General features: G+C 46.8%; 26 protein-coding genes. 25 read left to right on the top strand and 1 reads right to left on the bottom strand.

From position 1 onward, the window contains the following. Positions 1-153 precede the first annotated feature (153 nt). The 4 genes from BJP58_RS06385 to BJP58_RS06370 are packed head-to-tail and all read left to right on the top strand — an operon-like array spanning position 154 to position 2,375. On the top strand, positions 154-789 hold the full coding sequence (locus BJP58_RS06385) for a hypothetical protein (RefSeq protein ID WP_233355116.1): 636 nt from the start codon (positions 154-156) through the stop codon (positions 787-789). A gap of 23 nt (positions 790-812) precedes the next feature. Beyond that, positions 813-1,340 (top strand): MauE/DoxX family redox-associated membrane protein, encoded by a 528-nt coding sequence (locus tag BJP58_RS06380; RefSeq protein WP_194543269.1) that lies wholly within the window; start codon positions 813-815, stop codon positions 1,338-1,340. Positions 1,341-1,350: 10 nt separating this feature from the next. Further along, positions 1,351-1,890, top strand: a complete 540-nt coding sequence (locus BJP58_RS06375) for a thioredoxin domain-containing protein (RefSeq protein WP_194543268.1) — start codon at positions 1,351-1,353, stop codon at positions 1,888-1,890. A gap of 14 nt (positions 1,891-1,904) precedes the next feature. Further along, entirely contained in the window at positions 1,905-2,375 is a 471-nt protein-coding gene (locus tag BJP58_RS06370; RefSeq protein ID WP_194543267.1) for a hypothetical protein, read from the top strand. Positions 2,376-2,403: 28 nt separating this feature from the next. Here the strand turns inward: BJP58_RS06370 and BJP58_RS06365 are convergent, their stop codons facing one another. Continuing rightward, positions 2,404-2,580: a hypothetical protein gene (locus tag BJP58_RS06365; RefSeq protein WP_194543266.1), complete on the bottom strand. Its 177-nt coding sequence runs from the start codon at positions 2,578-2,580 to the stop codon at positions 2,404-2,406. 37 nt (positions 2,581-2,617) lie between these two features. Here BJP58_RS06365 and BJP58_RS06360 point away from each other — a divergent pair, with 37 nt between their 5' ends. The 21 genes from BJP58_RS06360 (at position 2,618) to BJP58_RS06270 (ending at position 17,120) form a co-directional block, all read left to right on the top strand. Beyond that, positions 2,618-3,022 carry a NusG domain II-containing protein gene (locus BJP58_RS06360; protein WP_233354986.1) on the top strand — a complete coding sequence of 135 codons (405 nt, stop codon included), beginning with the start codon at positions 2,618-2,620 and terminating at the stop codon, positions 3,020-3,022. A 207-nt stretch (positions 3,023-3,229) separates the two neighbouring features. Then, a complete protein-coding gene (locus BJP58_RS06355; protein WP_194543265.1) occupies positions 3,230-4,396 on the top strand; it encodes a purple acid phosphatase family protein in 1,167 nt (388 codons plus the stop codon). Between the two features lie 54 nt (positions 4,397-4,450). Further along, positions 4,451-4,576, top strand: a complete 126-nt coding sequence (locus BJP58_RS33885) for a hypothetical protein (protein ID WP_258394524.1) — start codon at positions 4,451-4,453, stop codon at positions 4,574-4,576. Positions 4,577-4,580: 4 nt separating this feature from the next. After that, positions 4,581-5,210, top strand: a complete 630-nt coding sequence (locus BJP58_RS06350) for a hypothetical protein (RefSeq protein ID WP_194543264.1) — start codon at positions 4,581-4,583, stop codon at positions 5,208-5,210. A 188-nt stretch (positions 5,211-5,398) separates the two neighbouring features. Next, positions 5,399-5,944 carry a GNAT family N-acetyltransferase gene (locus BJP58_RS06345; protein ID WP_194543263.1) on the top strand — a complete coding sequence of 182 codons (546 nt, stop codon included), beginning with the start codon at positions 5,399-5,401 and terminating at the stop codon, positions 5,942-5,944. Between the two features lie 88 nt (positions 5,945-6,032). Then, positions 6,033-6,569, top strand: coding sequence for a ribonuclease FAU-1 family protein (locus BJP58_RS06340; protein WP_194543262.1), 537 nt, complete (start codon positions 6,033-6,035; stop codon positions 6,567-6,569). Between the two features lie 138 nt (positions 6,570-6,707). Continuing rightward, positions 6,708-7,265, top strand: a complete 558-nt coding sequence (locus tag BJP58_RS06335) for a GNAT family N-acetyltransferase (protein ID WP_194543261.1) — start codon at positions 6,708-6,710, stop codon at positions 7,263-7,265. Between the two features lie 130 nt (positions 7,266-7,395). Then, a complete protein-coding gene (locus BJP58_RS06330) occupies positions 7,396-8,142 on the top strand; it encodes a GNAT family N-acetyltransferase (RefSeq protein ID WP_194543260.1) in 747 nt (248 codons plus the stop codon). A gap of 200 nt (positions 8,143-8,342) precedes the next feature. Then, positions 8,343-9,065 carry a class I SAM-dependent DNA methyltransferase gene (locus BJP58_RS06325; protein ID WP_194543259.1) on the top strand — a complete coding sequence of 241 codons (723 nt, stop codon included), beginning with the start codon at positions 8,343-8,345 and terminating at the stop codon, positions 9,063-9,065. A gap of 15 nt (positions 9,066-9,080) precedes the next feature. Then, positions 9,081-9,560, top strand: coding sequence for a GNAT family N-acetyltransferase (locus BJP58_RS06320; protein ID WP_194543258.1), 480 nt, complete (start codon positions 9,081-9,083; stop codon positions 9,558-9,560). Positions 9,561-9,681: 121 nt separating this feature from the next. After that, positions 9,682-9,963 carry a GNAT family N-acetyltransferase gene (locus BJP58_RS34110; RefSeq protein WP_336245444.1) on the top strand — a complete coding sequence of 94 codons (282 nt, stop codon included), beginning with the start codon at positions 9,682-9,684 and terminating at the stop codon, positions 9,961-9,963. A gap of 15 nt (positions 9,964-9,978) precedes the next feature. Next, positions 9,979-10,266 carry a GNAT family N-acetyltransferase gene (locus tag BJP58_RS34105; protein WP_336245465.1) on the top strand — a complete coding sequence of 96 codons (288 nt, stop codon included), beginning with the start codon at positions 9,979-9,981 and terminating at the stop codon, positions 10,264-10,266. Positions 10,267-10,381: 115 nt separating this feature from the next. Then, positions 10,382-11,080, top strand: a complete 699-nt coding sequence (locus tag BJP58_RS06310; protein ID WP_194543257.1) for a YjjG family noncanonical pyrimidine nucleotidase — start codon at positions 10,382-10,384, stop codon at positions 11,078-11,080. A 155-nt stretch (positions 11,081-11,235) separates the two neighbouring features. Further along, entirely contained in the window at positions 11,236-11,592 is a 357-nt protein-coding gene (locus BJP58_RS06305) for a zinc ribbon domain-containing protein (RefSeq protein ID WP_233354985.1), read from the top strand. Positions 11,593-11,622: 30 nt separating this feature from the next. Next, on the top strand, positions 11,623-12,270 hold the full coding sequence (locus tag BJP58_RS06300) for an HAD family hydrolase (protein WP_194543256.1): 648 nt from the start codon (positions 11,623-11,625) through the stop codon (positions 12,268-12,270). 332 nt (positions 12,271-12,602) lie between these two features. Beyond that, a complete protein-coding gene (locus BJP58_RS06295; RefSeq protein WP_194543255.1) occupies positions 12,603-13,220 on the top strand; it encodes a YqaA family protein in 618 nt (205 codons plus the stop codon). After that, on the top strand, positions 13,220-13,756 hold the full coding sequence (locus BJP58_RS06290) for a phosphatase PAP2 family protein (RefSeq protein ID WP_194543254.1): 537 nt from the start codon (positions 13,220-13,222) through the stop codon (positions 13,754-13,756). Before BJP58_RS06295 ends, BJP58_RS06290 begins: the two co-directional genes overlap by 1 nt. Before the next feature lie 22 nt (positions 13,757-13,778). Continuing rightward, positions 13,779-15,020: an MGDG synthase family glycosyltransferase gene (locus tag BJP58_RS06285; RefSeq protein WP_194543253.1), complete on the top strand. Its 1,242-nt coding sequence runs from the start codon at positions 13,779-13,781 to the stop codon at positions 15,018-15,020. Positions 15,021-15,038: 18 nt separating this feature from the next. Next, complete coding sequence (locus tag BJP58_RS06280; protein ID WP_194543252.1) at positions 15,039-15,674, top strand: DedA family protein; 636 nt, start codon at positions 15,039-15,041, stop codon at positions 15,672-15,674. Positions 15,675-15,849: 175 nt separating this feature from the next. After that, a complete protein-coding gene (locus BJP58_RS06275; protein ID WP_194543251.1) occupies positions 15,850-16,215 on the top strand; it encodes a glyoxalase superfamily protein in 366 nt (121 codons plus the stop codon). Further along, entirely contained in the window at positions 16,212-17,120 is a 909-nt protein-coding gene (locus BJP58_RS06270; protein WP_194543250.1) for a hypothetical protein, read from the top strand. The genes BJP58_RS06275 and BJP58_RS06270 overlap by 4 nt, the downstream gene beginning before the upstream one ends. Positions 17,121-17,150: the final 30 nt, after the last annotated feature.

Here is a 17,150-nt window from a genome sequence, read left to right as displayed (position 1 = left end):
ACGGTTTCTTTTATTCTCAATGAAATAGCCATGTAGGGGCATACCCAACGGATCGGATATTTGTATAAATAATCGACAGGCTGTCACACATATGATGAAGGAGTGAAGGGTTCATGTCTAGGGATGATAGGGAGGTGGCATGACTTGCTGTCGATGTTGCTCTTTATATTTGCCGTCGGTGCCGCGGTAGCGAGTGTCGACACCACCTGTGGGCTGAATGTGTTAGGCAGTCTGGAGGGTACGAAGGTCAGTAAATCCAAATATGCGCTGGTGTACATCGTGTCTTGTACCCTGGGCGGCGCTATGACCGGACTGGCGATCGGATTCATCAATTTTTTGCTGAAATTAACCCCTGTTGGTTTATATCAAAACTCTATTATTGTGGTGCTGTTTGCGATACTCCTGGGCTTGGAGCTCATTCATAAAACGGGGATTCTTCCATCCGGCAATTTCATCGTTCCCTCCGAATGGATCAAGCATGCAGGGTACCGTTCGGCGGCATTATGGGGCCAGATTCTGGGCTTGGGTTTCATCACATTGCAGGTGGGCGTCCTCTTTCACGCTTATATCCTGCTCTCCTTATTCGCGGCTCCATGGTGGCTTAGCTTGCTGGCAGGGGCAACGTTTGGAGTCGTTCGCGGCACCGTGTTCAGTCTCCCGCTGATCCGATCCATCGTGTACCGTATGCTTGAAAAAAGGGTGCGCAACCTCACGCTGCTCTCGGCCGTGCGGCAAACGGTCTCCATGCTGCTGATCATCGGTTCCATCATCTGGATCATCAGCTACTGAAGAGAAAGGAGCATATGGGGCCCATGTACGATTTGCTCGCAATATCCGTTACGCTGCCCATGCTGTTGTCCGTGGTGAGCTTTGGCTGGAGCCGTGCATTCGGTGATCCGGATCGGTTCCCTGGAAGTGCCCAATTGCATGCTCTGCTCATCCTCCTGCAGGTCTTGTCAGTGACCATGGTATATGGTTTTCCATCGCGGTACAGTTTCCTGGGCATCTCTTTTCTTTATTTTGTTCAGGGTGTGGGCGTCGCTTATTTCATCCGAAAAAAAGGGAGGGTGGACTGCGGCTGTCTCGGGCCTCAGATCAGCTCCAAGCTTGGATTTCCATTAATTGGATTCAATCTGGCGATGGGACTTATGGGGTTGGCCTACAGCCATCCTGTCTGGTTTGCGCATCGTCACTCTTTTGATGTAACCGGCCTGCTTATGGAGGGGATGCTGCTGCTGCTATCGCTCTTTATCATCATAGGGGTCCCGGATGCCCTGCATACGATCCGAATATACCGCGAGATTGCCGCAACTCATATTTCCAAAATAAAAAGGTTGTAAGGGGGCTGCGATGAACACGTTCTTCTGGATCTCATATGCCATACTGTGGATTCTGGTTGTACCGTTGGTCATTCTGAACCTGGTCCTGTTTCGGCAGTTGGGGATTATGGTGATGGGTAGCGCGAGAGGCGTGAATCAGTCCGGCATTCCGGTCGGCCATAAAATCCCCGGGGCCACAACGACAACCCTGCGGGGGGCCGAGTGGTCCACAAGCGAGCTGATTGGCACACCTTCCATCATGCTGTTTGGATCGCCGACGTGTAAAGAATGCGCTGATATTTTGCCGGATTTTAAGCGGATCACCAGGATGAATAACGTGAGACCCATCCTTTTGCTATTCTCGTCCGTGGATTTGGCATCGGAGTATGTCCGAAAAATAGGTTATGACGATGAGGTGCTGATCGTAAGTTCGGAGTTTGCGAATCATCTCGATGTGCAGGTCACCCCTTATGCCTACGCGGTGGATATGGACGGTGTCATCAGGCATAAAGGATTGGTCAACAGTCGGGAACAGCTTGAAGCGTACGCGAAAGCATCAAGGGCTTCTTAAGATGAGGTGAGAGTATGTGGCGGAAGCCGGAGAACAAGGACGAAGAGACGCAGGTGATGATCAGCCGGGTTACCCGGAAGATGAATCGGAAGTCGCTGCTGAATAAATTTGCGCAAAAAACGGCCGAGACGCTTGCCAAAGTATTAGTCCGTCCCGATGATAACGATATCGTCAAAATTTCGTTTGCTGCGGGGCCCTGCCGGCCTCCGCATGGACAATATTGCTCAGGCTGCGGCGCAGATGCCTCCTGTCCGTCGGATTATATTATTTGCACCCCCAAGACGGTGATCGACGATTGTAAAGGTTTATGCCCTTATCCTTCCGGCTGGTGGTATACGAGTGATCCTGCGGGACAACGGGCCAAGTGTCAGGATTGCATCTCGCGTTATGTACATCCGTATGTCGGAAGGAATTGGTGCTATCAGGGAGCACGGGTCTATGGGCGGTATGTAATCTGTGCATGCAGGTCAACGGAGTTGTATTGATAGAAAAGAGGGAAGTGATTCAAGCCATTCATGGTGAAATCACTGCCTCCAACACATGATCGAGTCCGTTCCGGGCAGCCGGCAGGTTGCCCCATAGCGAGAGCTGCATCAAGGCTTTCGCGGCTTGCTCCTTCGGTTGTACAAGCTGTTCACATGGATATCGAATGTGACAAAATTCATTTCGGTGGTTTTGCACATCGTTCATACTGGGGTTCCAAAGACTGTGCATGGGAGGAGGGAGCATGTTGTCCAGAATAAGACGCGGAGATATGATCCTGTTTGCCTTGATCCTGATCCTTGGCTCCTTCACGGGACTGCAGTGGTGGAAGCATAGCCATGTAGATTTCCAGCAGGGAGAACTCAAGGCTTTGATTACGGTGAACGGCAAAGAATACGAGACTGTCCCGCTGACCGGGGACGAACGTATCATTGATATTAAAACCAAGTTTGGACACAACACACTGAAAGTGTATGACTACGGGATCCAGATGATATACTCGGATGCTCCGAAGCGAATTGCACTGGATATGGGATTTATCTCGGAACCCTATCAGCAGATCATCTGCGTACCGACTAGAGTCGTGGTTGAGGTGTTAGTTCCCGAACATGAACAGCGTGAGACGGAACTGGATGCCGTGGTAGGCTAAGATCAAGGTACAAGAGCGTATGACTACCATAAATTTTACTGAGAACCGGGGGTTAATGCCGGTTCTTTTCGTTATGTAGGACAATGGTGTGAATGTAAGGTTAGCGTAACTTTTTAGCTGAAAGAATAGTTATAATTAGAGAGGAAACGAAGTCAGATAACCGATAACCATCATTTTCCGATGAATAGATCCGAAGGAGGCTGTTACATGCTTTCCATTGTGAAGGGACCATACCTGCAAAACCCGACCGGGCACAGCATGACCGTGATGTGGGAAACGTCGCTCCCTGCAACTTCCAGGGTGGACGTCTTGCATGCTGAGAGAATACATAGCGGACATCAAGGAAACTACAAGCAGCCAGTTCACCTATTCGGTACTTTTGCCGATGGGTCTCCAACACGGATACACCAAATCAACGTGGAGGGCCTCGAGCCCGGAACCACTTATTATTACAAGGTCTACTCCCAGCATGAATCGGATGAGATTGAGTCTGACTTTTATATGTTGAAGACGGCAGCAGGACAAGGTGAGCCATTCTCTTTTACGGTGACCAGTGAAACCGGAGGTTATAGCGGGTTCGATTCGTCGGGAGGACGTATTAATAGTAGAATTTTCAGCCGAATGAAGCAGTATCGACCCGATATCGCTTTGTTTGTAGGAGATGTCGTCCATGACGGAAAGAACGCTGAGGATTGGGACAAGTATTTCTTTGGACCAGGGCGTGATTTTTTTGTGGATACACCTTTTTACAGCTGCCTGGGAAATCATGAGGACAACGCGTCATGGTATTACGATCTGTTTGCATTTCCGGAACCGAAGAATTTCTACGCATTTTATTACGGAGACGTTCACTTCATCTGCTTGGACAGCACGGATTTGATCAGAAAAGAAGATTATCCTCGCAGCTCCGGCGTGATGAGTCCGGGAAATGCGCAGTACGATTTCTTGGAACGTGAGCTCTCAACAAGTAGTGGTAGGTGGAAAGTAGTATATTTTCACTACCCGCCATATGTTTCAGGCGGATATCAAGTCGAGGATTTACGACAGCTTTCCACGGTCTTTGAACGGTATGGGGTGGATCTGGTTATCAACTCGCATACAATTGTATATGAGCGAAGCCACCCATTGACGAAAGGGACCGTGGATTATGACAATGGCATCGTGTACATCGTAGCAGGCGGCGCCGGAGCCATGCCGGGCTGGTTACTGCCCAAGAGGGAATGGCATACCTCGCAGTCCTTGGCGGTGCCTCATTTTCTGCAAGTCGTTGTAACGATGGACCGCTTGGAAGTGCGTGCCATCGATGATGAAGGGCGATTGTTTGATACGATGCGGATTCGAAAAAGCGCTGAGGGCAAGAGGGATTATACATAGAAGAGTTATGGTCGATTGGAGGTCTCCAGTCAGAGCAGCAAAGGTGGAGAGATTATGGGTATGATCGCATTGATATTGATTGTAGGCTTTTTATTCGTTGTGGTATATTTGCGGGCGATTTGGAACGTATTGCTGGACATTCGAAACGAGTTAAGAAAAGATAACGACAGAGGGGCATGATTAGATGATGAACGAGAAAAAAGACTACTCCCACGTATACTGGATCGGAGGTTCCCCATGTTCAGGCAAATCCACGATTGCCGAAATGATCACGAAAGATTACGGCTACACCTATTATCAATGTGACCTGTTCAACGAGAAGCATGTACACTCATGCAATCCGTCGGAGCATCCCACCATGTTCCGTTTGAAGGATATGAACTGGAATACATTATGGTCACGACCGGTTCAGCAGCAGATTGATGAGGAGCTGGAGTTTTATCGCGAGGAGTTTCCGATGATCGTGGATGATGTATCGGCTTTGCCGGCTTCAACCCCCATCATTGTGGAGGGAGCAGCGCTTTTACCTGAAAAAGTAGCACAGCTGGTATCCAGCCCCCATCAGGCAATATGGATCGTACCGGTTCCGGATTTCCAGAAGGAGCATTATGCGAAGCGCGCATGGATCCATGATATTCTGAATCAATGCGATGATCCCGATAACGCGTTTCAAAATTGGATGGGACGAGATATCGGTTTTGCAGCATATGTGGCCAAGGACGCCATGAATCGGGGGTTCAAGGTTATATTCGTGGACGGAAGCAAAAGCATTCAGGAGAACTACGAAGAGGTTAAGCGGCATTTTAATCTATGAAAATATTAGGGAAATAAAATGAAGAAACTCAAAATTACAATTTTGATTTTATTGGTGTTCGTGCTTGCCGATTGACTCCAGAGGGGGAAGCCCCTGGAATTACCCGCTCGGAGCTAAAACATTAATTTCCCAGGGACGGATAGGTTATTGTCTAGATTTTAGTTAAAGTAGTTCAAGGGGGGCGTCGCATGACCATAACGATACAAACTTCTCGTCTGCAATTGAAGACGATTGATCGGGATCGGGCAGCGGATGTGGTGGATTTTATCGTTAAGAACGATGAGCATTGGAAGGTATGGGAGCCAGCTAGAGAAGCTGAGTTCTATACTTTCGATAAGCAGGCGGAGATTCTGGAAGCGGAGAGCCGAAGCATAGCAGACGGAACTCTGTTTAAAGTGTGGCTGCATAAAGATGATGAAATTATCGGTTCGATTGCGATCAGCAATATCGTTCGGGGCGTCTTTCAATCGGCCCATGTGGGATACAAGCTGGCAAAGGCTCATACGGGGCAAGGGTATATGACCGAAGCGCTAAGGGCCGTGGTCGACTATTGCTTTGATACGATGGGGCTGCACCGGCTGGAAGCTAACATTATGCCAAGAAACATAGTTTCGTTGAATGTAGTGAGAAGATTAGGCTTCTACGAAGAAGGACTGGCCATCAAATATTTGAAGATTAACGGCGTCTGGGAAGACCACCTACATATGGTAATCCGCAATGAACGCATGGAATAACGCATGAGAATGACCTGAGATGGGAGCTTTTGGCTGCCGAATTGAACACGTTATTGATCATCGGTAAATCATGTGCGTGGAGGTTAAGGTGAAAAGAAAATATGCTGACAGGCTGGATTGGCGAAGAGTTATAAGCAGAGATTTCAAATGTGTATTGATTGAGGAACAGGATTTCAAGGGATATGTTACTTTACTTAGCCTCCATCAGGTAGAGCGCAAGTTATTTGTTCAATATCAAGACAAAGAATTGTGCCTCGCAGCTGAAGGATACTTTTGGCTTCAGCAGTTTCCATTAGATTCCAATTTCTGTGTGACTACGATGTTGAACCAAAACCGTGAAGTGATCCAAAGGTATATCGATATTTCTAGGGTGAATGGAGTTAGTGACGAAGGGATCCCTTATTGGGATGATCTCTATCTGGATGTTATTGTGCTTCCAGACGGAAGCCTCTTCATTCAAGATGAAGATGAGCTAGAGGAAGCCTTACGCCAAGGGCATATTGAGTTTCAAGATTACAAGCTGGCTAAAGAAACGGCGGCAAAGATCATTTTGGAAGTCTCGTCTGGAGAAAACAAGGTGATCAACAATAGTATGAGGCACTTTTGGCAATTGATCAACCTCTAACCATCCACATCCCTGACGATCATGCTTGGAAACCTGTCCGGTTAACCGATGAACAAAAGGATGAGGTTAAAGCCGATGTTATGAAACACACCAAAGATCTGTGAGACTATTGTAATTGAAGCTACAAGGAGGTCTAACATGCTTCAAGTAGAAGTCAGGCGACCAAATCGCGGCGATATAAAAGCTATGGAGCATTTTTTCAGGTTCGTAATTACCGATACTTTTGCCAAAGAAGGCTTGGTAGATTTACTGGAGGATATTGAACAGGAGATTGACAGCAAAAATAGGTACCTGAACGCAGATTTTGAAACGAACGGAGAGCAAAGATATTTTCTCATCGGACTGCTAGATAACAGCATTGTGAGCTGCATCGAGTATGGACCATCTAATGCATTGATCCGGGAAGCTACCGATGGGAGATTGCGTGATGTGGTTGAAATCGGAACGGTATTTGTTCATCCGGATTGCCAACAGCAAGGGATCGGAAATCTAATGTTAAATATCATGTATCTTACGCTTCTCAATAAAGGATTGACGGAATTTTGTTTGGATAGCGGATACTCTCGTGCACAGAAGATATGGAAGAAGAAGCTGGGTAAACCCGATTATGTCCTACAGGACCATTGGGGGAGTGGAGTTGACCATATGATATGGAAACGAAGACTCGCAGATGTTCCAGTTATATTCAGTTTATAAGGCGCTTATTTCCACTAACGAAACCGGGTGAACGGTCTGGTTCAGAGTAAGGAATAATACATTTTATTTATTGAATAAAAATGCATATTAACGTATATTTATTCCTAACATATTTGTAGGAGTGATTTACGTGCATAAGAGAATCGAGGAGTTTACCTTAAACGCTTGGCCAGCGCTCCAAACCTTGACACAACAGGGATGGTTGTTACGATTTGCAGACGGCTATACCAAGAGATCCAACTCAATTCAAGCTCTCTATACGGAGTCTTCGATCGACCTTAATAGCCAGATTGAACAATGTGAGCGTTTATATGTTAAGGCCGGACTTGACGTCGTATTTAAAATCACACCATTCAATCCGCAGGAACTCGATCCTATTTTAGAATCCAGGGGTTATACCCTATTGGATCCTACCAGTCTTCGAGTATTGGCTCACCTGGATGATATGGAGTCGCCATCCCATAAGGAAGTTCAGATCGAAGACAAGCTGACCGATGAATGGCTGGATGTGCTTGCGGACTTAACCGGAATATCTGAGAAGAACAAGGCTGTAAAAAGAAAGCTGTTTAACTATTCCGTGATACAATATGGATTCTTCATCCTATATGATCGTACTGAACCTGTAGCATGCGGAATTGGTGCATTGGAGCAGGGTTATGTAGGAATATATGATTTGGTTACCGCTCCGGCCTGTCGAAATCGTGGGTACGGCAAACAGTTAATGTTACATATTCTGCATTGGGCCAAGAAACATGGAGCTACAAGCAGCTATTTACAGGTGGTACAGAATAATTTTGCCGCAAGCCGATTGTACGATCGTCTTCAGTACAAAGAGATCTATTCCTATTGGTACAGGTACAAGCATATCGAAGGATAAGCAGATACAGCCATAATCATGGATGTTCATAAGTCTGCTGCTTACTTGAACAAAGGGTTACTCAATCTGAGGAACGGTTGTATAATCATGGAAGATGACTGAGCGGATGCCCCGACTTTAGATGATGTTATCTAAGTAGGGGTCTTTATAGCTTACGAACTCTTATTTGGCTGCAGATAAAGACATGAAGGTTACTTATTATGCGAAAAGTTGGTGTATCCATGTTTGATTTATCGTCGAAATATTATGACGTGATTTACAGCTTTAAGGATTATGAGCAGGAGGCGCAGCAGGTCCGGCAATATATTAGAAGACAGGGTAAGGATTACCGGACCGTACTCGACGTTGCCTGTGGAACCGCGGAACACGCCTTTTTCTTAAAGCAGCACTATACGATCGATGGTATCGATTTAAATCCGGAATTCGTTTCGATCGCGAAGTCGAAAAATCCGGATGGTCATTATTCGGTTGCCGACATGACCCGTTTTCGCTTGGACCGGAAATATGATGTGATCCTCTGTCTGTTCAGCTCCATCGGATACGTGAAAACGTTGGAAATGTTGGTGCAGACCCTAACGCAGTTTAAGGAGCATCTGAACGAGGAGGGTGTCATTCTGGTTGAGCCGTGGCTGACACCGGATGTCTGGACCACCGGAAGAGTGGACACGATCATGACCGAGCATCGCGGGATCCATATGAGCAGGATGTCCCATTCGGACCGCGAAGGCGATATTTCGATCATGAAAATGGAGTATTTGTTTGGAAGCGAGCATGGTATCGAGCATTATACGGAGGAGCATCGCTTGGGGCTCTTTACCGTGAAAGAGATGATCGAGGCATTCCAGGAAGCGGGCCTTCGCGTGGAGCACGATCCGGAAGGCATGATTGGAAGAGGCATGTATATTGCACAAAATGTGAAGTAAGGAGGACCTTGTATTATGTACATCCATAGGCCGCTGGCAGACGAGGATCTATCAACGATATGCAGCTTTCCTCAGACGCCGGAGGAGCTGTTTTATGTTAGTCCCAGATCGGAGTTCCCTTGGACGCCGGAGCAAGTCTTGAGTTTGCTGGAAAATCGATATGATCCCACGGTTATTGTTGAAGAATCTAGTGGGCAGGTAGTGGCTTACGCAAATTTTTATGAGGATATTGATCAATCTCTGTGGCTTGGCAATGTTATTGTTGCTCCGTCGCATAGGGGAATGGGAGCCGCACAGAAGCTGTTACAGACCATGATGGATATAGCCAAAGAGAAATATGGAATGACTCGCTTTTTTCTTAGCTGCCATAATACCAATTCCAGAGGGCTTGTTTTTTATCATAAACTTGGTTTTGAGCCCTACGATGTCCGTATTACGACGTTAGATGATCACCGGAAGATGATTACCATTCAGATGAGGCTGAATTTGGTCTGAGCTGGAAGGAATATTCAAAGCCGCTCAACTGTTGAGCCTGACGATACTTATACTCGGGCCGGTCAATTGATGCCATCGTCATGGGCCAGGGAACATATGCGAATCAATACAGGAGGCTAAATTGAACCACAAGATAAATATCGATGCTCAAGAAATACCCTTTACAATTGAATGTGAGGACATCCTACTCAGGGAATATATGGTGGAAGATGTTGATGCGATCTTTAAGATCACGCATGAACCGGAGATCAGACAGTTCCTGCCCGGTTGGGATGTACCCAGGGAACAGCGGCTTGAATGGTTAACCAACTATGAAATTGTGGAGAATCGGCAGTTCTTGCAGGCTGTTCAAAACGGCGGGGATGTGGGACAGCTTCGTCTGCGACTAGCCATGGTCTTGTAAGCAACAGACGAATGTATCGGCTGGTGCAATACAGGTCCTAAAGAGGAGCTGCCCCAGCCCAATCGAGAAATTATGTACGGAATCTCGAATCAGCATTACAATAAGGGATATACCACCCAAGCTGTAAGGGCATTAATCCAGTTTTTGTTCCAAAATACAAGCGAGCGCGAGCTGAGTGCATTAGCCGTTCTTCATAATCATGCCTCCACTAAAGTGATCCAAAAATGCGGGTTTAAGTATGTGGGCGAAATTGAGCTTGAGCAGGAGCGGCATCATCTCTATAAACTCCGAAGAGAGAGTTAAGGAGGTATTATGAAACAGCTTGCTTTGGGTGCAGGAATTTTCATTTTGGAAAGATTCGGGAATTGAATCAACAATCCAGATTGAAATAAGTAAGCCGCATGTAAGGAGGGCAACCGTGCGTTACAACGTTATTTTATTTGATGCAGATGAAACCTTATACGACTATGCCAAGTCGGAGGCTTTTGCGTTATCCGGCGTATTTGGCGAAATTGGTCAGGAGTGCACGGATGCCATCGTAGACAGCTACAGACGCATTAATCAGCAGTTGTGGAGTGATTTTGAGCAGGGGAAGGTTACACAGCGTGAATTGCGTACAGCCAGATTTGAGCGTCTGTTGGCAGAACACGGCATTACGTGCGCCTTGGATGCCGATGCCTTTAGCGATGTTTACATAAAATATTTAGGGCAAGGCTCCTTCCTAATGGAAGGGGCGGAAGAGCTGTGCAGACAACTGACCGAGCGCGGTCAACGGATGGCGATCATTACGAACGGAATTAAGCAGGTGCAGTATATCCGAATTAGCCGGTCGCCGTTATGCGATTCCTTTGAATGCATCATTGTTTCAGAGGATGCAGGGTCCCAAAAGCCTCACGAAGGCATATTCGATTATGCCTTCGATAAGTTGAACCATCCCGACAAGAGCGAGGTTCTTATTGTTGGTGATTCATTAACTTCCGATATACAAGGAGGTATTCGTTACGGGATCGACACCTGCTGGTATAACCCGCTGCGCAAGGCAAACCCGACAGCCATTCAACCTAAATATGAGATTCATTCCCTTATGGAGCTGCACGATATCATTTCATTTGAGTGATATCTTTGAATTATTGGATGAAGTATTATAGGCAAGGAAATATGGTCCATAATTGAATTGAATTATAACGCTAAGGGATTCTCGTAGGTTCCACTTAAACAGGGAGGAAGGTGCTGGGGGTGGTTCAATGTCCATGGTGCGCACACGAGGTAACTTTGAGTGATAATATGTGTCCGGAATGCAAGCATGAGGTACTGCCTGAGCATCTGATCTCAGAGACGAATGAACAAACGGCTGAGCATTATGATTCAACAGTGGAAATGGACTACCTAAGCATTGAAGAATTAATGGCTAGCAAATTCAATTGCCGCCGCTGTGGCCACCTTGAATGCATGACGCAGGAAGTCAGCATGAGCGGCACCGGTGTGAGCAAAATTTTCGATATCGATTATCATCATTATCTTTTTGTATCCTGCACCCGCTGCGGCTTCGTCGAAGTATTCAATCCCGATGTCCTCAGAGGCCATAAATCCGGAGTGCTGGGAACGGTACTCGATATAATCTGGCGTTAACTAAAAACATTTCATCAAAGGAGTTTGAACATGATACAGGCATTTATTTTTGACATGGATGGGGTCATTATTGACAGTGAACCGCTTCACTTTGAAGTCGATATTCAGGTGATGAACTACTACGGATCGGCGATAACCCATGAACAGCTGGAGCAGTATGTAGGTATGACCAATCCGGAGATGTGGGCAGCCATTAAGGATGAACATCAGCTTACCCAATCCGTTTCGGAAATCATTGAATACCAATTGTCCAATAAAATTGAAATGCTTACTTCCCGGAAAATGGAGCCTATTGATGGCATACGGGAGCTCCTTGCGGAGCTTAAAGCACGTAATATACCGGCGGCTATAGCATCTTCATCGCCACCTGTATTTATTTCAGCCGTTTTGCGTAAGTTTGATCTCCTGGATCATTTTCAATGCGTTGTGAGCGGTGAAGAAGTGGAGAAGGGAAAACCGGCGCCGGATGTATATCTGAAGGCGGCTGAATTGCTCGGTGTGGATCCGGAGCATTGCATGGTGCTTGAGGATGCAAGGCACGGCGTTGCTGCAGCGAAGGCGGCTGGCATGAAATGCATCGGCTTCGTGAACCCGAATTCGGGGAATCAGGACTTATCGCAGGCCGATCATGTGGTGAACTCGGTCCGAGAAGTCCCGCAAATTTGTCAATTTGAATAGCACATGGTCTTAGAACTTGGCAGCCTGGCCGCGCATTGCGGCTAAGCTGTTTTTTTTGTTTTTGGTCCAAATGGTTATAAACTCAACTTATTGATCATAAAACTCGTTTATACTATATCTACTATATTATATCTACTATTAGTATCTAGACCTAAGTCTAGGTTCATTATCGTCTGAAGACGGAAGTCATCCTTTCCCAATCATGATATCCTTTCATTAACATGATTTCGGAGAGGAATGTGAACGGATGAATTTGATTTTAAATGTAACCAACGATATCGCACAGCATACGGGCTGCCAAGTAGGAAGCCTAGCAGAGGAGACAAGGCCAGATGGATTTTTTACGTAATTTAGGCGATATCGGATTATTTATTCATGCTATGATCGATGCGATTATTTTTCCGATTCCGGCTCTTTTCTCGCAATTGTCTTTAAGTGCATTGAGTCCAGACCGTGCGATCTGGCTTGCCACGATCGGATTTGTCGGCTGCCTGATCGGAACGCCGATTGGTTATGGAATCGGCAAGGTTTCCGGAAATTTGGTTTTAACCAAGATCATGAAGAAAAAATGGTACGATTCGGCCACCACATTGTTCACCAAGCATGGAGAAGCCGCTATTCTTGTCGGTGCGTTTACGCCGATTCCGTTCAAAATCTTCACCATCCTCTCCGGTTGTATGAGTTATCCTTTATGGAAACTACTCAGTTACGCAGCCCTCGGGCGTGCCGTGAAGTTCTATACCGTAGGTATCCTGTTCTACGTGTACGGGCGTGCTGCAGAGCATATGGTGGACGGTGTACTTACGATCATTCTACTGTCTGTAGGTGCTCTGATAGGAGGGATCTGGCTGACAGTGCGTCTTATCAAGAACCGCAAGAAGAAACGTGCGGAAGTCCCTGTTGTGCAGGGTCCGCCAGAATCGACGGATGTAACGGCAGGTGAAGAGTAATGATAGAACGATTGCGGAGATTCGATCATCGGGTATTCGTCTGGTGTAACCAGACCATCAGCAACAGAGCTTTTGATCGGTTGTTCGGAGGTATCACCCATCTCGGTGGAGCCACCTTCACGATCCTGAGTGCACTGCTCATCGCCTGGGCAGCATTTGAAGCATGGGACATAACGGCATATCAGAGTGCCATTGCCTTAACCGTTAGCCATCTGATTGTTGTCCTCATCAAGAAGATCGTCAGAAGAGATCGCCCATTCCGGGTTCTGGAGCAGGTGAAGATTGGAAATTTCCCATTGAAGGACTATTCATTCCCGTCAGGACATACCACAGCGATCTTTGCCGTGATTACACCACTGCTCTTTCTGGTATCACCGCTGCCGACGATACTGCTGCTTATCCTGGCTGTGCTGGTCGGTCTATCCCGTATTTATTGGGGATATCATTACCCGACGGATTGTCTCGCAGGCAGTCTGATTGGATTCGGTTCAGGATGGCTGGTCGTTTACCTGATGCATGTCATTGGAATCACATAACGTTAGATAAGGAGTAATATTCATGAGATCCATATATGAGCAAAAAATCATCATATTAACCGGAAGTCTGGGAGAGGGTCACAACCAGGCATCAAAGGCCATTGTGGAATCAGCAAAAAGAAACTACCCTCATCTGCGCGTTAAAGTCATTGATTATATGGAGTTAACCCATCCGCGGCTGCATGTGGCCGGTCAGTTTTTCTTTATGCAGTGGATGAAACATTTCCCATCCGTTTACGGCTATTTATTCCAAAAAACGCGCGAGGAAAACACGCTAATCCATATGCTGAAACGCTTCAGCACCTTCAGTCTTCACAAGCTCAGCACGATGCTGGAAACGGAAAATCCGGCTATCGTGGTCAGCACGTTTCCGCCGGCAGCAGCAGGGATGTCTCTGCTGAAAGGGATGGGCTTTACCAATGTACCGACGGCAACCGTCATGACGGACCATACGGATCACAGCTACTGGATACACGCTCATACGGATTATTACATGGTTGGTTCCGATGTGGTACAGATTGCGTTGGAGCGCAAAGGCGTGCCAAGCGAAAAGATATCTGTAACCGGCATCCCCGTCAATCCGCTGTATAGTCAGCCAATGGATCCCGGACGGCTTCGAGCTCATTATGACTTGCGTCCATCCGAGCAGGTTGTGTTGATCATGGGCGGCGGAGAAGGGATGATCGATAAAGAAATTATCGAGCTCTTGAAATCAAGGGCATACCCAAAGGATGTTCGGTTTATGGTCGTGTGCGGCCGTAATATGAAGTTATATCAAGCACTGCTGGAGGAGTTTGCTGGTCATCCGCAAATCACTGTTATGGGTTATGTGGATCGCATGCATGAATTGATGGCGATAGCGGACCTGATGGTGACAAAACCGGGAGGACTCACGATTTCCGAGGCGTTAACGATGGAGCGGCCGATGCTGTTAGTAAAACCCTTGCCAGGCCAAGAGCAGGATAATGCGGATTATCTGGTTGGAATAGGCGTGGCACGGCAGGCCATGGCCGGTGAATTGAAGCATCAACTGCTGACATTAATTAAGAGTCCGTCCTTGTTGCGAGAGATGAAACGACAGGCCGCCTTGAACACGCATAAAGATTCGGCTTTGCTGGTCCTGACAAGACTGATGGATATACAGCAGAATCAGCACTTTTCCCGTGAATGGTCTGAAGAGGTGAATCCGGTGCCCTACGCGGTCCTGAACAGAGAAGTTTATGTGAATGAAACGCTACAACACTACTATGACAGTTATCGGTAAGATGAAGGAGTTTTCCCCATGAATTTGTTTGAATTGGTTGAGCAGTTATTTGAACAATATGGTTATCTAGTGTTATTGATTGGGCTCCCCCTTGATTTTATTGCTCTTCCAATTCCTCCTGGAAACAGCACATTGACCTATACCGGTTTTTTAACCTATAAAGGAATTATCGATATGGTTCCTGCAATTGGATCTGCTTTTATGGGAGCGGCCATGGGGTTAACCATTACCTATATCCTGGGATACAAACTCGGGATGCCGCTTATCGAGCGATATGGAAAATGGCTGTTTATCAAGCCGTCCCTTGTAGAGAAGACGCAGGCCTATTACAACAAATATGGAAATAAGCTGCTCATTATTTGTTTTTTCATACCCGGGGTCAGGCAGTTTATCGGGTATTTTATCGGCATGATTCGGGTTCCCTATCGGACGGTGTGGCTGTATGGATATACGGGCGTGGCTGCATGGGTATTGGCTTTTTTCAGCATTGGTTTTATATTCGGCGAGCAGTGGCAGTACATTCTGAACGTGGTGGAGCATTATTTGAAAGTGATCTTCATTTGCCTGGCCAGTTCATTTGTCGTTTTGCTGGTGTGGAGTCGTATAAAACGCGAGAAGGCCAAGAAGTTAGCCAAAGTGACCAGAAATGAATAATGATAAATAAAATGAATACTTGCAAAAGATGGCCCAGCATTTTGGATGTATGGATCTGTGCTGGGTTTTTAGATTTAGGACGAGCCTGGCGGAATTTATGATATATTCTAAATAAGTCAACGGCAGCGCATACATAACGAGTTAGAAAAAATACGGGTGTAGTTAGGGGCAGACCATGAGCAAAGTCATACCTTTATTCAGAGTGTTCGATGAACCGAAGGCAAGGGAATTCTATATTCACTATCTTGGTTTTACTTTGGATTGGGAACACCGCTTTGATGAAACGGCACCGCTTTACATGCAAATATCAAAGGAATCGGTAACGATTCATTTGACGGAGCATTACGGTGACTGTTCCCCGGGAGCAGCCATTCGCGTGGAGATGGCGGGGATTGAGGGGTTTCACGAACAGCTGTTAAACCAGAACTATCCGTATTCCAGACCCGGGATAGAGATTGCGCCATGGAACAGCAAAGAGCTATGTGTCACAGATCCATTCGGCAACCGAATCACTTTCTACGAGGAGTTGGAACCCAAGTGAAGAAGCTAAACAGGATGCGATTTGAACAAGCCAGGCAATATATGCTGCACCGGGCCAGGGATCTTGAACGGTCATTGTTCCGGTATGATTTCGAGAACGGGTCGTTTACGGACGTGTTGACTGAGTTGGATAGCTATCAGAATGAGGACGGTGGATATGGTCATGGACTTGAGCCTGATCTTCGGTGCAGAGAGTCATCTGCTCTGGCAACAACCAGAGCGCTGGAGATTCTTCGCTTGAATCCAGATCATCCGGAGCGGAACGAACGGGTGATATCCGCTTTAAAGTATCTCGAGCATTCCTATGTGCCAGAACGGTCAGGGTGGGATATCATCCCTAAGGAAGCCGAGCAGTCTCCAAGGGCGATATGGTGGCAGTATGGTGCCTTCAAAGATCATTGGGGAAATCCGAATGCGGATATTATCGCCTATTTTATCGACGAGCGGGAGTTATACCCTTTGGAGTTTTTGGAATCAAGGATTGATTATGCTGTGAACTACCTGAAACAATCCAGCGATCTTCATGAAATGCATGAATTGTTTTGTTATTTGCGTTTGAACGAAAGATTGTCAACAGAACAGGCGTCCGAGATCGGAGAAACACTTGAGGTCTTCATGGATCATTGCATAAGCAGGGATCCTGGCAGCCGCGAGGGATACGGAGCAACGCCCCTCAGTATTATGGATTCGCCGGATTCGCCCTATTTTGCCAAATACCGCGAGCTTCTTCCGCTGGAACTGGATGAGCTTATAGGGAATCAAGGGGAAGATGGTGCCTGGGAGCCCAATTGGAGCTGGTACCAGTACGAAGAGGTATGGCCGTTGGCCAAGGAGGAATGGAAGGGCGTTCTGACATGGAATGCACTTCGGACGCTGCGTAATTTTGAACGGATTGAGGGAGTTTGACATCGAATCCCTGGATAAAACAGAGATGGC

The organism is Paenibacillus sp. JZ16 (genome assembly GCF_015326965.1).
In the GTDB taxonomy this organism is placed as follows: domain Bacteria; phylum Bacillota; class Bacilli; order Paenibacillales; family Paenibacillaceae; genus Paenibacillus_AQ.
The sequence above is the reverse complement of the archived record's forward strand: the minus strand, read 5'-3'. Positions and strand labels throughout refer to the sequence as shown.

What these genes read in the sequence shown, in the direction of transcription:
- BJP58_RS06385 (WP_233355116.1), top strand. Translation starts at nt 154, where the DNA reads ATGTTGCTCTTTATATTTGCCGTCGGTGCCGCGGTAGCGAGTGTCGAC.
- BJP58_RS06380 (WP_194543269.1), top strand. Translation starts at nt 813, where the DNA reads ATGTACGATTTGCTCGCAATATCCGTTACGCTGCCCATGCTGTTGTCC.
- BJP58_RS06375 (WP_194543268.1), top strand. Translation starts at nt 1,351, where the DNA reads ATGAACACGTTCTTCTGGATCTCATATGCCATACTGTGGATTCTGGTT.
- BJP58_RS06370 (WP_194543267.1), top strand. Translation starts at nt 1,905, where the DNA reads ATGTGGCGGAAGCCGGAGAACAAGGACGAAGAGACGCAGGTGATGATC.
- BJP58_RS06365 (WP_194543266.1), bottom strand. Translation starts at nt 2,580, where the DNA reads ATGAACGATGTGCAAAACCACCGAAATGAATTTTGTCACATTCGATAT.
- BJP58_RS06360 (WP_233354986.1), top strand. Translation starts at nt 2,618, where the DNA reads ATGTTGTCCAGAATAAGACGCGGAGATATGATCCTGTTTGCCTTGATC.
- BJP58_RS06355 (WP_194543265.1), top strand. Translation starts at nt 3,230, where the DNA reads ATGCTTTCCATTGTGAAGGGACCATACCTGCAAAACCCGACCGGGCAC.
- BJP58_RS33885 (WP_258394524.1), top strand. Translation starts at nt 4,451, where the DNA reads ATGGGTATGATCGCATTGATATTGATTGTAGGCTTTTTATTCGTTGTG.
- BJP58_RS06350 (WP_194543264.1), top strand. Translation starts at nt 4,581, where the DNA reads ATGATGAACGAGAAAAAAGACTACTCCCACGTATACTGGATCGGAGGT.
- BJP58_RS06345 (WP_194543263.1), top strand. Translation starts at nt 5,399, where the DNA reads ATGACCATAACGATACAAACTTCTCGTCTGCAATTGAAGACGATTGAT.
- BJP58_RS06335 (WP_194543261.1), top strand. Translation starts at nt 6,708, where the DNA reads ATGCTTCAAGTAGAAGTCAGGCGACCAAATCGCGGCGATATAAAAGCT.
- BJP58_RS06325 (WP_194543259.1), top strand. Translation starts at nt 8,343, where the DNA reads ATGCGAAAAGTTGGTGTATCCATGTTTGATTTATCGTCGAAATATTAT.
- BJP58_RS06320 (WP_194543258.1), top strand. Translation starts at nt 9,081, where the DNA reads ATGTACATCCATAGGCCGCTGGCAGACGAGGATCTATCAACGATATGC.
- BJP58_RS06300 (WP_194543256.1), top strand. Translation starts at nt 11,623, where the DNA reads ATGATACAGGCATTTATTTTTGACATGGATGGGGTCATTATTGACAGT.
- BJP58_RS06295 (WP_194543255.1), top strand. Translation starts at nt 12,603, where the DNA reads ATGGATTTTTTACGTAATTTAGGCGATATCGGATTATTTATTCATGCT.
- BJP58_RS06290 (WP_194543254.1), top strand. Translation starts at nt 13,220, where the DNA reads ATGATAGAACGATTGCGGAGATTCGATCATCGGGTATTCGTCTGGTGT.
- BJP58_RS06285 (WP_194543253.1), top strand. Translation starts at nt 13,779, where the DNA reads ATGAGATCCATATATGAGCAAAAAATCATCATATTAACCGGAAGTCTG.
- BJP58_RS06280 (WP_194543252.1), top strand. Translation starts at nt 15,039, where the DNA reads ATGAATTTGTTTGAATTGGTTGAGCAGTTATTTGAACAATATGGTTAT.
- BJP58_RS06275 (WP_194543251.1), top strand. Translation starts at nt 15,850, where the DNA reads ATGAGCAAAGTCATACCTTTATTCAGAGTGTTCGATGAACCGAAGGCA.